The following is a 13,725-nucleotide window of genomic DNA, read 5'->3' as shown; positions in this document are numbered from 1 at the left end:
CCCTGGGTTCGACGATGCTGGGGAGATGCCGGACGCTGCGCTCGGGGCCGAGTTGGTCGCGCGGATGGACAGTGACCAGCGGGCCCGCGCCGAGGCAACTGGCCGCGAGGTCGACCCGGAGGTCCGGGCCCGGATCGAGGCGGTGGACGTCGACAACACGGCGTGGTTGGCCGCGCTGCTCGACCGGCACGGCTGGCCCCGCCGCAGCGAGGTGGGTGAGGAGGCGTCGGTCGCCGCCTGGCTGCTCGCGCAGCACGCGGACCTCGATCCCGGGTTCCAGCGCCGCTGTCTGTCCCTGCTTGCCGAAGCGGTCCGGGCGGGGGAGGCGGAGCCGGCGCACCTGGCGTACCTGACCGACCGCACCCGGCTGGCCGAGGGGCGGCCGCAGCTCTACGGCACCCAGTTCTGGTACGGCCCGGACGGCGAGGGCGACCTCCAGCCACGGCCGATCGAGGATCCCGCCGGAGTGGACGCCCGTCGCCGCGATGTCGGGCTCGAACCCCTGGCCGAGTACGCCCGGCAGCTGCGGTCCCGGGACCTCTCCGCCGCGCCGTCCTCCACACCGTCGTCCTCGCCGGAGGTGGAGCGGTAGGCGGTACGGCGAGGGCGAGCAGGACCAGCGCTGACCGTGGCACCGTCTGCCAGGAGAGCCAGCCGAACGAGCCGTCGACGAACCAGATCCCCCAGGTTCCGGCCATGACCATGCCGACGGCCGGACGGGAAGCCGGCCAGGTGCGCGGCTCCGAAGAGCACGGCTGAGGCTGATAGCCCGCTATCGGTGGCAGGCGGCCAGTGCGGTGAGGATGACGTCGACAAGTCGTTGTTGCTGGTACGGGTCGGCGAGTTCGCCGGAGGCGGTGAGGGATTGCGGGCGCGCGTACGTGAGGCCGATGAGGCAGTCCAACGCGAGGTCGGCGTCGAGGTCCACCGGGAGTTCTCCTCGATCGATGGCCCGGTGGAGCATCGTTGCTCCGGCGACACGGCGGGGTTCACGCAGCGCAGCGGAGAAGGCTTGCGCCAACTGGGGGTTACGGATCGCTTCGACGCTCAGGTCGGCGATGACGCGGGTGGTACGCAGATCCTCCCTGAGTGCGGTGGCGTGCGCGACGTAGCTGCTGACGTCGTCGCGCAGGCTTCCCGTGTCGGGGATCGGGACGGCGGTGCGGGCGAGGTCGCTGACGATCTGTTCGACCATGACCTGTTTCGAGGGCCAGCGTCGGTAGATGGCGGCTTTGCCGACGCGGGCGCGCCGAGCGACCGCTTCCATGGACATGCGGGCATAGCCTGACTCGGCGAGCTCGTCCAGAGCCGCCGCGGTGATCGCGTCGGTGACGCGTTCCCGCAGCACAGCCGCGCCGGTCGCGGGTCGCGTTCGGATTGGTTCGGTCATCGCGCAGAGTGTAGTACGGAACGGAACAGTTGCGTTCCATCGCGGTCGCTGACTAGCCTGTGAATGGAACGGAACCGTTCCGGCGTGTAGGAGACAGTCGTGGAGGTCGTGGTGGACGTGGACACCGATGTACTGGTGGTCGGTGCTGGGCCGTCCGGCCTGGCGCTGGCGTGCGCGTTGCGCCTGCACGGGGTGTCCGTTCGGGTGGTGGACGCCGCCTCGGGACCGGCCTCGACGTCACGGGCGAACATCCTGCACGCCCGGGGCGTGGAGGTGCTTGATCGGCTCGGCGGTCTCGGTGACCTGCCGGAGCGTTCGCTCACGGCTCTGACGATCACGCAATACCTCGATGGACAGCCGGCGGTGACGGTCCGGTTCGGTGACGTCGGCCTGGGAACGGACCGCCCCGCGCTGTACGTCTCGCAGGCGGATGTCGAGGCCGAACTGCGGCGCCGGCTCAAGGAACTCGGCGTCGACATTGACTGGGGCACCCCGCTGGTCGACGTCAACCAGGACGAGCACACGGTCACCGGCGTGCTCGGCAACGGTACGGCGGTGCGGTGTCGGTGGCTCGCCGGTTGCGACGGGGCACACAGTACCGTGCGCAAACTGGCCGGAATAGGCTTTCCGGGCGCCCGCCTGACCGAACACTTTCTCCTGGCCGACGTGCACGCCGACTGGCCGGTCGACCGGGCCGGGGGGCACGGCTGGCCACACCGGGACGGCCCGGTGTTCGCGGTGCCGATGCGCGAGGTTGGCCGCGCGGACGACCTGTGGCGGCTGATGGCCTACGACCCGGCGGGCGACGACAGGCAGGGCGAGCAGGAGATCCTGGAACGGTTTCGCGAACTGCTGCCGCAGCGCACCGGACACACCGACATCCAGATCAAGGACGTGGTCTGGACGTCGGTCTTCCGGGTGCACCGCCGGTTGGCCGACACCTATCGCCAGGGTCGGATCTTCCTCGTCGGAGACGCGGCCCATATCCACAGCCCGCTCGGTGGGCAGGGCATGGTCACCGGGATGGGCGATGCGGAGAACCTCGCCTGGAAGATCGCCCTGGTCGCGCACGGCAGGGCTTCGGACGCGTTGCTGGACACCTACGAGGCCGAACGGCGGCCGTTGGCGACCGAGGTATTGAAACAGACCACCACGGCAACCCGACTGCAGGTGGGTGACAGTCCGTTCATGCGGTTCCTGCGCCAGCGAGTGCTGGTCCCGGTCGCCGCGATGCCGTCGGTGCAGCGTCGCGCCAGCCAGCTCGCGTCCCAACTGTGGGTGACGTACCGGCGCGGCCCGCTGGCCCGAGGTGCCGGGTCCAGGCTGGGTCGCCGGCCACGGCCCGGCGACCGCGTCCCGGACCTGGCGTGTACCCGCCCCGACGGCACACCCACCCGCCTGCACGCCGAACTCGGTAAGCGCTGGGCGCTCCTGGCCCCCGCCGGCGAGGCCGGTCAGCACCTCGCCGAGGCACGCAAACGCCTCGGCGACCCGATCGTGAGACTCGTTCCCGACGATCCGCGCCAGCGGCAGGACTGCTGGCTGGTGCGGCCGGACGCTCACCTGGCCTGGCGCGGCAGCGGTACCGCGGCGTCGCGTCTCGGGCGGTGGCTCGACGACGCGCTACAGTCCGGAACCGGCTGACCAGGACGCGGCCGATTCCATTGGCCGGCGGCCCGTGACGCCAACCGGGTGTCAGCCACGCCAGCGTGCGGCCGGCAGGGCCACAGCGGCGATGGTAGCCGTGGGTAAGCAATAACATCTTCCGGAACTTCTCCGATAGTAGGGTGCGTGGGCCCGCCGGTGATCCCGGCAACCCGAGTGGTTGCCGGGCCATTGGCAACCCGATGCTCGTCGGCGGGGCGGCTGAGGCGTCGCCTGACACGTCATCGCCTGACGGCACCGGCGTGGCCGCCTCGCACCGCGACGAGGGCGTTACCCTCGGCGCTCTCCGAGGCCCGGAAGTTTCAGAAACGTGTCTTGCATTTTCAATGCCGTCTGCGAGTCTTTGCCCGTCGATGGACAGTTGAGGTGACGCCCGACGGAGCTGGCGACGGATGTACGCGGCTGCGAGCCCGGCCCCGTCGGACCGGCGCCTGTCGACAACAGGGAAACGCACGTCCACGCCGGACACCGGGATCAGCGTTCCCGTTCATCCAGATGGAATCCCACCTGGGTGCGCTCGGCAGAGAGGACAGGTTGATGAGGGCAGGAAAGCTACTGACTCTGTCGGTAGTCCTGGCGACGGGCGTCCTGGGAACAGTCGCCTGTGGGGACTCGGAGGGCGACGGTAGCAGCGGCGGCAAGGTCACCATGCGCTTCTGGCACAACGCCACGACGGGTCCGGGCAAGGCGTTCTGGGGCAAGACCGTCGCCGACTTCGAGGCCGCCAACCCGAACGTGAAGATCGAGATCCAGTCCATCCAGAACGAGGACATGGACGGCAAGCTCCAGACCGCGCTCAACTCCGGTGACGCTCCGGACGTGTTCATGCAGCGCGGCGGAGGCAAGATGGCCGCGATGGTCAAGGCTGGCCAGCTGATGGACATCACGGACGGGATCACCGACGCCACCAAGAAGGTGGTTTCGGAGGGGTCGTTCAAGGCGCAGACGATCGACGGCAAGGTCTACGCGATGCCGATGGCGGTGCTGCCCGGCGGCTTCTTCTACAGCAAGGACCTGTTCGCCAAGGCCGGTATCACCCAGCCGCCGGCCACGCTCGCCGAGCTCCAGACCGCGGTCGAGAAGCTGAAGGCCGCCGGCACCCAGCCGATCGCCCTCGGCGGCAAGGACGCCTGGCCGGCCGCCTTCTACTACTACTTCTTCGCGCTGCGCGAGTGCAGCACCAGCACGGTCACCGAGACCGCCAAGACCATGAAGTTCGACGACCCCTGTTGGCTGAAGGCAGGTCAGGACGTCCAGAGCTTCGCCGCGACCAAGCCGTTCAACTCCGGCTTCCTGACGACGTCGGCCCAGCAGGGCGCGGGAAGCTCGGCCGGCCTTCTCGCCAACCACAAGGCGGCGATGGAACTCATGGGCGCCTGGAACCCGGGCGTCATCGCCTCGTTGACGCCGGACGAGAAGCCGCTGCCCGACCTGGGCTGGTTCCCGTTCCCCAGCATCGAGGGCGGCGCGGGTGAGCCCGGCGCCATCCTCGGCGGCGTCGACGGCTACTCGTGCTCCGTGCAGGCTCCCAAGGCGGAGTGCACCGCCTTCCTCAACTACATGGTGCAGACGAGCGTGCAGGAGGCCCACTACAAGGCGTTCCACGCGCCGCCGGTGAACAGTGAGGCGCAGGGCGTGGTGACCGAGACGCACCTGAAGTCCGTGCTCGAGGCCTACAACAAGGCCCCGTTCGTCTCCCAGTGGCTGGACACGGTCTACGGGCAGAACGTCGGCAACGCCCTCAACACCGCGGTGGTGAACCTGCTGGCCGGTAAGGGCAGCCCCGAGGACATCGTGAACGCGGTCAAGACCGCTGCCAAGCGGGCCTAGAGATCCGTACATGGTCGACACAGACCGCGAGAGCGTGCCGCTCGCGCAGGGCCGGTCGGCGGACGTGACGCCGGTCGGGGGTGGCGCCCAGGTGGTGCCGCCCCCGACCCGGCGCCGCGCCCGGAAGGGCATCGGCTGGCCCGCCCGGCTGGAGATCGCGCTGATGACGGGGCCGACGCTGCTCGTCTTCCTCTCCTTCGTCATCTTCCCCGTCGTCATGGCCGCCTACTACGGCTTCTTCAGCTGGCAGGGGTACGGCCCGCCCACCGAGTTCGTGGGACTCGAGAACTACCTGTTCATCTTCAAGGACGGCACCTTCATCGACGCGCTACAGCACAACGCCGCGATCGTCGTGCTGTCGCTGGTGCTCCAGGGACCGGCCGCGGTCCTGCTCGCGCTGCTGCTGAACCGGAAGATGCGGGGACAGACGCTCATCCGGGTACTCGTCTTCGTCCCGTACGTGATCTCCGAGGTGGTGGTCGGCACCGGCTGGAGCCTGATGCTCCAGGGCGACGGGGCCGTCAACTCCGTGCTCCAGGATCTCGGCCTGGGTTGGCTGCGCAGCGAGTGGCTCTCCGACCCGGAGAAGGCGATCTGGACCCTGATGGGCATCCTCACCTGGAAGTACATCGGGTTCGCCGTGATCCTCTTCCTCGCCGGGTTGCAGGGCATCCCGGACGAGCTGATCGAGGCGGCGGCGATCGACGGGGCGTCCTACTGGCAGATCCAGCGCCGTGTCACGCTGCCGCTGCTCGGGCCGACGATCCGGATCTGGGCCTTCCTGTCGATGATCGGTGCCCTGCAACTGTTCGACCTGGTCTACATCATCTGGGGCCAGTACGTCGCCGCCACGGCCGGGACGTCGACGATGGCCACGTACATGGTGGCCAACGGCCGCAACGCCGGGCAGTACGGGTACGGCAACGCCGTGGCCGTGGTCCTGTTCTTCGTCTCGCTCGTCGTGGCACTGGTCTACCAGCGGTTCGTCCTGCGCCGTGACACCGAGGGCGCGATCACCGGAGGGAAGCGCTGATGTCCGCGACTGCCGTAGCCGCAGGCAGGCCGACCCGAGCCAGCCGGAGAGCGGCCTGGGGAAGCCCGGCCGTGTACTTCGTCGCGCTGCTGCTCGTCGGGGCGATGCTGGCCCCGGTCGCCTACATCGTCATCGGCGGATTCCGCACGAACTCGCAGATCACCACCGACCCGGCGGGATGGCCGAGCCCGTGGGAGACCGGAAACTACCTCGACGTGCTGACCGGCGGGGTGTTCTGGCAACAGGTGCTCAACTCCACGATCGTCGCCGGATTCACCACCGGCGGTGTGGTCACCCTCGGCCTGATGACGAGCTTCATCCTGGCCCGCTACCGGTTCCGGGGCCAGGGCGCCATGTACTCGCTCTTCGCCGCCGGCCTGATGTTTCCGCTGACCGTGGCGATCACCCCGCTCTACATCCTGGTCCGAACCCTCGGCCTGATGAACACGCTGCCCGGGGTGATCCTCCCGCAGATCGGGTTCGCCATCCCGATGACGATCATCATCCTGGTCCCGTTCGTCCGGGCCATTCCGGACGAGATCCAGGAGGCGGCGTCGATCGACGGATGCAGCCGGCTCGGCTTCTTCTGGCGGATGGTGCTGCCGCTCTCCAAGCCGGGGGTCATCACCGTCGGCATCCTGACCTTCATCTCCAGTTGGAACAGCTACCTGCTGCCGCTCTTCATCCTCAACCGGGAGGAGACCTTCACACTGCCCCTCGGCGTGCAGGCCTTCGCGTCGCAGTACTCGGTCGACACGGCCAAGGTCCTCGCCTTCACCTCCCTGTCGATGCTCCCGGCGCTGCTCTTCTTCAGCATCTTCCAGCGTCGGATCGTCGGGGGACTGACCGGAGCGGTGAAAGGCTGACCCCAGGCGCGACCGCCGGGTCGACGGCACCCAGGCGGAAGCCGCCGGGTGTACGCCGTACATCGCGGCCGCCGGTGTGTTCAGCTTCGGCAACGGCTACTACGGCTACAGCCTCGGCGCGGTGTTGATCGACGGTCGGGTCGACGACGGTGGCAGCCAGATGGAGCCCCCGCTGGCCAGGAACGGCTGACCGGTCGCTTCGCCCCGACGGGGCAGGTGGTACCCCGAGACCTCGCTCCCTGACCCCGGCACCGCTCACGGCGAGCCCGCGCGAGGGCTCGCCGTGAACCACGCCCGGCTAACCCATCGACTTGGCCCCGTCGATGGCCTCTCGAACGATGTCGGCGTGCCCGGCGTGCTGGGCCGTCTCGGCGACGATGTGCTGGAGTACCCGCCGCGCGCTCCACCTGGCACCGGGCTGGAACCACGGCGCGGGCGGCAGTTCGTGGCCGGCGTCGAGGTCGGGCAGCGTGCGTACCAGCTCGTCGGTGCGCCGCGCGACGGCCTCGTACTCCTCCAGCAGCCCGGCCAGGGTCTCCCCGGGTTCCATCCGGAATCCGGCCGCGTGCTCCTCGTATCCGGCCGGATCGTCACCGGCGGGCATCGCCGAGGTGCCCTCGATGATGAACCGGGTCCACTGGTGTTCCACCGCCGTCACGTGCTTGATCAACCCGCCCACGCAGAGCTCGCTGACCGTGCTGCGGGTGGCCGCCTGCTCGTCGCTGAGCCCTCGCGCGGTGAGGCGCAGGAAGTGCCGCGCCCCGCCCAGGGACTCCAGCAGATCGGCCCGCTCACCGGTCACGGTGCTCTCGGAGGTCGTCGTCGACATGGTCATCACCCTTTTCAAGTCGCCTCGCCGTACTGGTCACCGTGACGCTACGGTTCATAGCGGTCAGTTTCTGACCGCTATTCCGACGATTCGCCGTCGTCCCGGGCGGACGACCGCTCTTGTGCCCTCCCGAGGCCACCTGGTAGGCATCGGGGGTATTCCTGGCGGGTCGGGCACGGAGTTCTGGGGGGCGACGGGTGAGGTTGTTGCGGGTTGGCGCGCCTGGGCAGGAAACTCCGGCGCTGCTGGACGGGGCTGGACGGTTGCGCGACCTCGGCGCAGTGGTCGGCGACCTGGACGGCCCGTTCCTGGCCGGCGGCGGCATGGAGCGGCTCGCCGGGCTCGACGTCGAAGGTCTGCCGGTGCTTCCCGACGGGCTGCGGGTCGGGCCACCGCTGCGCCCGGGAAAAATCATCTGCATCGGCCTGAACTACCGGGACCACGCCGCGGAGACCGGCGCCCCGCTCCCCGCCGAACCGGTGATCTTCATGAAGGCCCCGGACACCGTGGTCGGCCCGCACGACCAGGTGCTGGTGCCGCGCGGCAGCACCAAGACCGACTGGGAGGTCGAGCTGGCGGTGGTGATCGGGCGGACCGCCCGCTACCTGGCCAGCCCGGAGGAGGCGCTCGGCTGCGTCGCCGGTTACGCCGTCTCGCACGACATCTCCGAGCGGGAGTTCCAGCTCGAACGCGGCGGCCAGTGGGACAAGGGCAAGAACTGCGAGACCTTCAACCCGCTCGGCCCCTGGCTGGTCACCGCCGACGAGGTGCCCGATCCGCAGAACCTCGGGCTGCGGCTCTGGGTCAACGGCAGGCTCAGGCAGGACGGCAACACCGCCGACATGGTCTTCCCGGTGGCGGAGATCGTGCACTACCTGAGCCACTTCCTGGTGCTGCGTCCCGGCGACATCGTCAACACCGGCACTCCAGCCGGGGTGGCGCTCGGCCAGCCCGAGCCGAAGCCGTATCTGCGCCCGGGTGACGTCGTCGAACTGGAGATCGACGGACTGGGCCGGCAGCGCCAGACACTGGGACAGGCATGAGCGTCGGCGAACCGGAGATCGCCGACGTACGCTTCCCGACCGACCGGGGCGACTTCACCGGCCTGACGGCGGTGGTGACCGGCGGCGCCTCCGGCATCGGCCTGGCCACCGCCACCCTGTTGGCCGCCCGGGGCGCCCGGGTCGGCTGCCTGGACCTGAATCCCGACGGTCTCCGCGCACCCCTGCTCGGCATCGCCACCGACATCTCCGACGACGCCTCGGTACGCGCCGGGGTCGCCACCGCCGTCGAGACGCTCGGCGGCATCGACGTACTCGTCAACAACGCCGGAATCGGTGCGCAGGGCACCGTGGAGAGCAACCCGGACGAGGAGTGGCACCGGGTGCTCGACGTGAACGTGGTCGGGATGGTCCGGGTGACCCGGGCCGCGTTGCCGCACCTGCGCCGCTCGGCGCACGCCGCGATCGTCAACACCTGCTCGATCGCGGCCTGGGCCGGATTACCCAACCGGGCCCTCTACAGCGCGAGCAAGGGGGCGGTGCAGGCGCTGACCCTGGCGATGGCCGCTGACCACGTCCGGGAGGGGATCCGGGTCAACTGCGTCAACCCCGGCACCGTGGACACGCCCTGGGTACGCCGGCTGCTGGACTCCGCCGACGACCCGGCGGCGGAACTCGCCGCGCTCCGGGTCCGCCAGCCCACCGGCCGGCTGGTCGGCGCGGACGAGGTGGCGGCGGCGATCGCCCACCTCGCCAGCCCGCAGTCCGGGGCGATCACCGGCACGGTGCTCGGGGTCGACGGCGGCATGTACGGGCTGCGGCTCCCGCCCCGGCCGGCAGGCTGAGGGACGAGACGATCCCACATCGGCCGGCAGGCTGACGGACGAGACGATCCCACATCGGCAGGCAGGCAGGCGGACGGGACGACGCACACCGGTGCACGCATCGCGGAAGGAGCTACCGGCCATGCAGACCGGATCGGACCGACGACGAGCGCGACGGGCGGGCGAATGACCGGGAGCAGGGTGGGACGCTCCACGGTGGCCGTGAGCCCGCTGGGCCTCGGCTGCGCCCCGATCGGCAACCTCTACCGGGCGGTCGATGAGGCCGAGGCGCTGGCGACCGTGCGGGCGGCCTGGGAATGCGGCATCCGCTATTTCGACACCGCCCCGCACTACGGGCTCGGGCTCTCCGAGCGGCGGCTCGGCGACGCGCTGCGTACGCTGCCGCGCGACGGGTACACCGTGAGCAGCAAGGTGGGGCGGCTGCTCGTACCGGACCGATCCGGGGCGGGGCGGCGCGACGACGAGGGTTTCGACGTACCCGCCGACCACCGGCGGCGCTGGGACTTCAGCGCCGACGGCGTCCGGCGGTCGCTGGAGGCGAGCCTGCTGCGGCTCGGCCTGGACCGGATCGACCTGGTGCTGATCCACGATCCGGAGGACCACCAGACACCGGCGCTGGAGCAGTGCTATCCGGCCCTGCACGAGCTGCGGGCCCAGGGCGTGGTCGGCGCCATCGGGATCGGCTCGAAGCAGTGGCAGGTGCTGCACCGGTTCGTCGCCGAGACCGACATCGACGCGGTGATGATCGCCGGCCGGTACACCCTGCTGGAGCAGCCGGCACTGGACACGCTGCTGCCGGAGTGCGAGCGGCGCGGTGTCTCGGCGCTCAATGCGGGCGTCTTCAACAGCGGGCTGCTCGCGGTCGAGCGGCCGCACGCCGGACTTCCGTACGACTACACCGACGCCTCGGCCGAGATCCTGGACCGGGCTCGGACGATCGCCACGCTCTGCGCCGAACACGGCACGACGCTGCCGGCGGCGGCGCTCGCCTTCGCCGCCGCCCATCCGGCGGTCGCCTCCGTGGTGGTCGGTGCGCACAACCCCGAGCAGGTACGCCGGAACGCCGCACTGCACGGTGCCGAGCCGCCGTCCGACGAGTTCTGGTCGGAGCTGGTCGGGTTGGGACTGCTCCGCCCGGACGCGCCGGTACCCACCCGACGGGCGGGTACGCCCTGATCGTCGGGGCGCACCACCTGTGGCGGATCGAGGACTGCGCCGCTGTCGACGGTCGAGCGGTGTTCGGCGAAACGGCGATGCGGACCTATCTGCGTGCGCGGCGGGCGGCCACGTAGCGTCGCATCTTCTCGGCGGTCCCGCAGTCGTCCATGCTGCACCAACGGCGGCTGCGGTTCTTGCTCTCGTCCTGGAAGACGAAGCGGCAGCCGCCGCAGCCCTTGATCCGGTCCAGCCCGCCCGTGGTGATCAGTTGGACCGCCGCGTGCACCACCGGCCGTAGCGGTCGGTCGAGACTGCGGTCGTCCCGCCAGCTCCAGACGTACGGGCTTCCCCGGTCGAGCCGCGCGTGGCCGAGCGCGTCCGCCGCGTCGTCGCGCAGCCTGGTCAGCACGTCCGGGCCGGGGTTCCGACCGGCGGCGAGCGCCCGGAACAGCGCGTCGAGATAGTCGCGGGTGTGCAGGGCTCGCGTGCAGGTGACCCGGGCGGAGTCCGGATCCTCGCGGGACAGCCGGCGCAGCGCCGCCGCCTCCGTGTCGGTGAGGACACCCGCGTATCCGGCCCAGGCGACCAGTTCGGGATAGCCGGTGAGCACGTCGTCGTCCGGCGGCCCGGTGGGTGGACCGGAGCGGGTGTTGACGAAGTCCAGCGCGAGGTTGCCGCCGACCAGACGCATCCGCGTCACGTCAGCGCCCGCCCGGGTTCCGGCAATGCCTGTCCGGGTCGGGTCGTCGCGTGTCCGCGCCCCGTCCTCGCCTGTTTCCATCGAAACCGACTTTACCAGTTGACCGGGTTCGGTGGCAGCGCTACGGTTTCCGGCATAACTGGTTTAGGGGGTAACCATGGGAGGTCGGATGGGGCACTGGCGGGCAGTGGGCGCGCTGGCGGGCATGTCCGGTGGGACGTTCCTCTACACCACCGCCGAGGCGCTGCCGGTCGGGCTGCTGCTCCCGATGGCCGAAGACCTCGCCGTTGCGCCAGCGCGGGTGGGCATGCTGGTCACCGTGTACGGGGCGGTGGTGATGGTCGCCTCGGTCCCGTTGACGGCGCTGGTCCGCAGAGTTCCGCGTCGACGGCTGCTCTCGACGCTGCTGGCCGGCTTCGTCGTCAGCAACGCGGTCACCGTGTTGGCGAACACGTTCGCGCTGTTGCTGGCAGCCAGGATGGCGACCGCGGCGACCCATGCGCTGTTCTGGGCGGTGGTGGTGCCGGCCGCGGCCGAACTGTTCCGGCCGGCACTGCGCGGGCGGGTGGTCGCGGTGGTCTTTGCCGGTGGCACCGTCGCGCTGGTCCTCGGCGTGCCGGCCGGCACCTGGCTGGGTGAGCGGGCCGGCTGGCAGGCGTCCTTCCTGGCGGTGTCCGGGCTCGGCGCGCTCGTGCTCGCCGTGGTGGCCGCGTTGCTGCCCTCGACCCGGGCCGGGGACGGACATGCGGCCCGGGGCGCGACGCCCGACGTCCGCCGATTCTGGCTGCTGGTGGCGGTGGCCGTGCTGGCGACCGCCGGTGCCATCGCCGCTTACACCTATCTCGCCCTGTTCATCACCGAGGTCAGCGGGCTCGCCGGCTCGTCGGTCGGGGCCGTCCTGCTGGTCCGGGGCGTGGTCAGCGTGCTCGGCATCCTCGCCGTCGGAGCGGTGGTGGACCGCAGCCCCTGGCTCACCCTGGTCACGACCGTCGTCCTGCAGTCGGCGGCACTGCTCGGGCTCTACGCGTTCGGCCACCGGCCCGGCCTGGCCGTCGCCCTGATCGCCCTGGCCGGACTGGCGTTCGCCGCGTTCACCGCCACGCTCGGCGGCCTCGTGCTCCAGGTGGCACCCGGGCGCTCCGACCTTGCCGCCGCCACGGTCTCCGCCGCCGTCAACGTTGGCATCACCGCGGGCGCCTTCGTCGGCGGCCTCGCGCTGCCGACCCACGGCGTGCACAGCACGGCCCTGCTCGGCGCCCTGCTCGGCGCGATCGCCCTGCTGCTGGTGTTCGGCGAACGCCTGCTCCGGCCCGCCGGGTCTTCGGCCAGGGCGACGAGCATCCCGCGGGTGCGATCCGGCCGCGTGGCCGGGCCGAGCGACACTCAGCGGCGCGGATCGACGTGGATCTTCGGGGCGGCGCCCCATCCGGGGTCGCGTTCGCCCCGCAGCACGGCCACCACCTCGTCCAGCCCGACCGTCGCCGCCACCAGCGGGCGCGGGTCGACCGCTCCCGAGGCGTACAGCTCGATCGTGCCGGCGAGCCCGCCGGAGGCGCTGAGCACACCGACCGCCGTCACGTCCTTGAGTACCAGGTCACGGGTGTCGAGCAGGCTCGGCCGTTCTGCTAGTCCGATGTAGACGACCCGCCCACCCGGCTCCACCCGCTGCACCGCGTACGCCGGCAGCCGCTCGTCGTTGGCGGCGTCGACCACCGCGTCGAAGGCGAGTGCCGCCGGCTCCGGCACCGTCCGCGCGGTCCAGGCATACCCGAAGCCGAGCCGGCGGGCGAGGTCGAGCGAGGGCTCGTCCCGGCCGAGCAGGTGCACCTCGGCACCCCGGGCCGCCGCGATCTGCGCCACCAGCAGGCCGATGGTGCCCGGCCCGAGCACCAGCAGCCGCCGGTCGGGGCCGACCTGTGCCGCCTCGACCGCCCGCAGCGCGTTGCCGCCCGGCTCGACCAGTGCGCCGAGCGTCGCGTCGACCTGGTCGGGGAGCGGGTGTAATGCCCGGACCGGCACCGGCAGTCGCTCGGCGAGCGCACCCGGCCAGCCGCCCCGGATGCCGATCTCGTGCCGGTCCGCGCAGAGGTGCTGCCGTCCGCCGAGACACCGGGCGCACCGGCCGCAGCCGAGCATGGTGTCGCCGGTGACCCGCCGCCCCAGCCAGCCGTCGTGCACGCCGGGGCCGACCGAGGAGACCACTCCGCACCACTCGTGGCCGATCCGCAGCGGATAACGGGCGTCGCCGCTGTGCAGGTACGCCATCAGCCCGGAGTAGAACTCGGCGTCGGTGCCGCAGACCCCGGCCCGGAGCACGTCGACGACGACCTCGCCCACCCCGGCGACCGGCGACGCGACCTCACGTACCTCGGCCGCACCCGGACCGGTCACCACGAAGGCACGCACGC

The 13,725-nt window shown here is 71.0% G+C and carries 12 protein-coding genes and 1 pseudogene; 9 read left to right on the top strand and 4 right to left on the bottom strand.

Annotated features, from left to right (window positions below; all coding sequences use genetic code 11):
• The first annotated feature begins 25 nt into the window (after window positions 1-25).
• Window positions 26-592 (top strand): DUF6624 domain-containing protein, encoded by a 567-nt coding sequence (locus tag ABNF97_RS25605; protein WP_207230561.1) that lies wholly within the window; start codon window positions 26-28, stop codon window positions 590-592.
• A 180-nt stretch (window positions 593-772) separates the two neighbouring features.
• Here ABNF97_RS25605 and ABNF97_RS25600 read toward each other — a convergent pair whose 3' ends face one another.
• The gene (locus tag ABNF97_RS25600) at window positions 773-1,390 is read right to left on the bottom strand and encodes a TetR/AcrR family transcriptional regulator C-terminal ligand-binding domain-containing protein (protein WP_130463548.1); all 618 of its coding nucleotides are present in this window, start codon (window positions 1,388-1,390) and stop codon (window positions 773-775) included.
• 99 nt (window positions 1,391-1,489) lie between these two features.
• Here ABNF97_RS25600 and ABNF97_RS25595 point away from each other — a divergent pair, with 99 nt between their 5' ends.
• From ABNF97_RS25595 to ABNF97_RS25580, 4 genes are all read left to right on the top strand, one after another.
• Window positions 1,490-3,034 carry an FAD-dependent monooxygenase gene (locus tag ABNF97_RS25595; protein ID WP_349340075.1) on the top strand — a complete coding sequence of 515 codons (1,545 nt, stop codon included), beginning with the start codon at window positions 1,490-1,492 and terminating at the stop codon, window positions 3,032-3,034.
• A 669-nt stretch (window positions 3,035-3,703) separates the two neighbouring features.
• Window positions 3,704-4,885: an extracellular solute-binding protein gene (locus ABNF97_RS25590; protein WP_349340074.1), complete on the top strand. Its 1,182-nt coding sequence runs from the start codon at window positions 3,704-3,706 to the stop codon at window positions 4,883-4,885.
• Window positions 4,886-4,895: 10 nt separating this feature from the next.
• On the top strand, window positions 4,896-5,918 hold the full coding sequence (locus tag ABNF97_RS25585) for an ABC transporter permease subunit (protein ID WP_130463546.1): 1,023 nt from the start codon (window positions 4,896-4,898) through the stop codon (window positions 5,916-5,918).
• A 71-nt stretch (window positions 5,919-5,989) separates the two neighbouring features.
• Window positions 5,990-6,784, top strand: coding sequence for a carbohydrate ABC transporter permease (locus tag ABNF97_RS25580; protein ID WP_349340073.1), 795 nt, complete (start codon window positions 5,990-5,992; stop codon window positions 6,782-6,784).
• A gap of 298 nt (window positions 6,785-7,082) precedes the next feature.
• Here ABNF97_RS25580 and ABNF97_RS25575 read toward each other — a convergent pair whose 3' ends face one another.
• On the bottom strand, window positions 7,083-7,613 hold the full coding sequence (locus ABNF97_RS25575; RefSeq protein ID WP_349340072.1) for a DinB family protein: 531 nt from the start codon (window positions 7,611-7,613) through the stop codon (window positions 7,083-7,085).
• A gap of 197 nt (window positions 7,614-7,810) precedes the next feature.
• On the opposite strand from ABNF97_RS25575, the gene ABNF97_RS25570 reads away from it, so the two are divergent.
• The 3 genes from ABNF97_RS25570 (at window position 7,811) to ABNF97_RS25560 (ending at window position 10,635) form a co-directional block, all read left to right on the top strand.
• Complete coding sequence (locus ABNF97_RS25570) at window positions 7,811-8,656, top strand: fumarylacetoacetate hydrolase family protein (protein ID WP_349340071.1); 846 nt, start codon at window positions 7,811-7,813, stop codon at window positions 8,654-8,656.
• Window positions 8,653-9,459: an SDR family NAD(P)-dependent oxidoreductase gene (locus tag ABNF97_RS25565; RefSeq protein ID WP_349340070.1), complete on the top strand. Its 807-nt coding sequence runs from the start codon at window positions 8,653-8,655 to the stop codon at window positions 9,457-9,459. Before ABNF97_RS25570 ends, ABNF97_RS25565 begins: the two co-directional genes overlap by 4 nt.
• Window positions 9,460-9,624: 165 nt before the next feature.
• The gene (locus tag ABNF97_RS25560) at window positions 9,625-10,635 is read left to right on the top strand and encodes an aldo/keto reductase (protein ID WP_349340069.1); all 1,011 of its coding nucleotides are present in this window, start codon (window positions 9,625-9,627) and stop codon (window positions 10,633-10,635) included.
• Between the two features lie 85 nt (window positions 10,636-10,720).
• On the opposite strand, the gene ABNF97_RS25555 is transcribed toward ABNF97_RS25560, so the two are convergent.
• On the bottom strand, window positions 10,721-11,308 hold the full coding sequence (locus ABNF97_RS25555) for a CGNR zinc finger domain-containing protein (protein ID WP_349340103.1): 588 nt from the start codon (window positions 11,306-11,308) through the stop codon (window positions 10,721-10,723).
• Between the two features lie 166 nt (window positions 11,309-11,474).
• Here ABNF97_RS25555 and ABNF97_RS25550 point away from each other — a divergent pair.
• A pseudogene (locus tag ABNF97_RS25550) lies at window positions 11,475-12,338 on the top strand (MFS transporter); the annotation flags it as partial.
• A 362-nt stretch (window positions 12,339-12,700) separates the two neighbouring features.
• On the opposite strand, the gene ABNF97_RS25545 reads toward ABNF97_RS25550, so the two are convergent.
• Window positions 12,701-13,723 (bottom strand): zinc-dependent alcohol dehydrogenase, encoded by a 1,023-nt coding sequence (locus ABNF97_RS25545; RefSeq protein WP_349340068.1) that lies wholly within the window; start codon window positions 13,721-13,723, stop codon window positions 12,701-12,703.
• Window positions 13,724-13,725: the final 2 nt, after the last annotated feature.

It is taken from the genome of Plantactinospora sp. B6F1, from assembly GCF_040120695.1.
Taxonomy (GTDB): domain Bacteria; phylum Actinomycetota; class Actinomycetes; order Mycobacteriales; family Micromonosporaceae; genus Plantactinospora.
The sequence above is the reverse complement of the archived record's forward strand: the minus strand, read 5'-3'. Positions and strand labels throughout refer to the sequence as shown.

Bases quoted from the DNA above. Each gene is read 5' to 3' on its own strand.
- ABNF97_RS25605 (WP_207230561.1), top strand. From the start codon at position 26: ATGCCGGACGCTGCGCTCGGGGCCGAGTTGGTCGCGCGGATGGACAGT.
- ABNF97_RS25600 (WP_130463548.1), bottom strand. From the start codon at position 1,390: ATGACCGAACCAATCCGAACGCGACCCGCGACCGGCGCGGCTGTGCTG.
- ABNF97_RS25590 (WP_349340074.1), top strand. From the start codon at position 3,704: ATGCGCTTCTGGCACAACGCCACGACGGGTCCGGGCAAGGCGTTCTGG.
- ABNF97_RS25585 (WP_130463546.1), top strand. From the start codon at position 4,896: ATGGTCGACACAGACCGCGAGAGCGTGCCGCTCGCGCAGGGCCGGTCG.
- ABNF97_RS25575 (WP_349340072.1), bottom strand. From the start codon at position 7,613: ATGTCGACGACGACCTCCGAGAGCACCGTGACCGGTGAGCGGGCCGAT.
- ABNF97_RS25565 (WP_349340070.1), top strand. From the start codon at position 8,653: ATGAGCGTCGGCGAACCGGAGATCGCCGACGTACGCTTCCCGACCGAC.
- ABNF97_RS25560 (WP_349340069.1), top strand. From the start codon at position 9,625: ATGACCGGGAGCAGGGTGGGACGCTCCACGGTGGCCGTGAGCCCGCTG.
- ABNF97_RS25555 (WP_349340103.1), bottom strand. From the start codon at position 11,308: ATGCGTCTGGTCGGCGGCAACCTCGCGCTGGACTTCGTCAACACCCGC.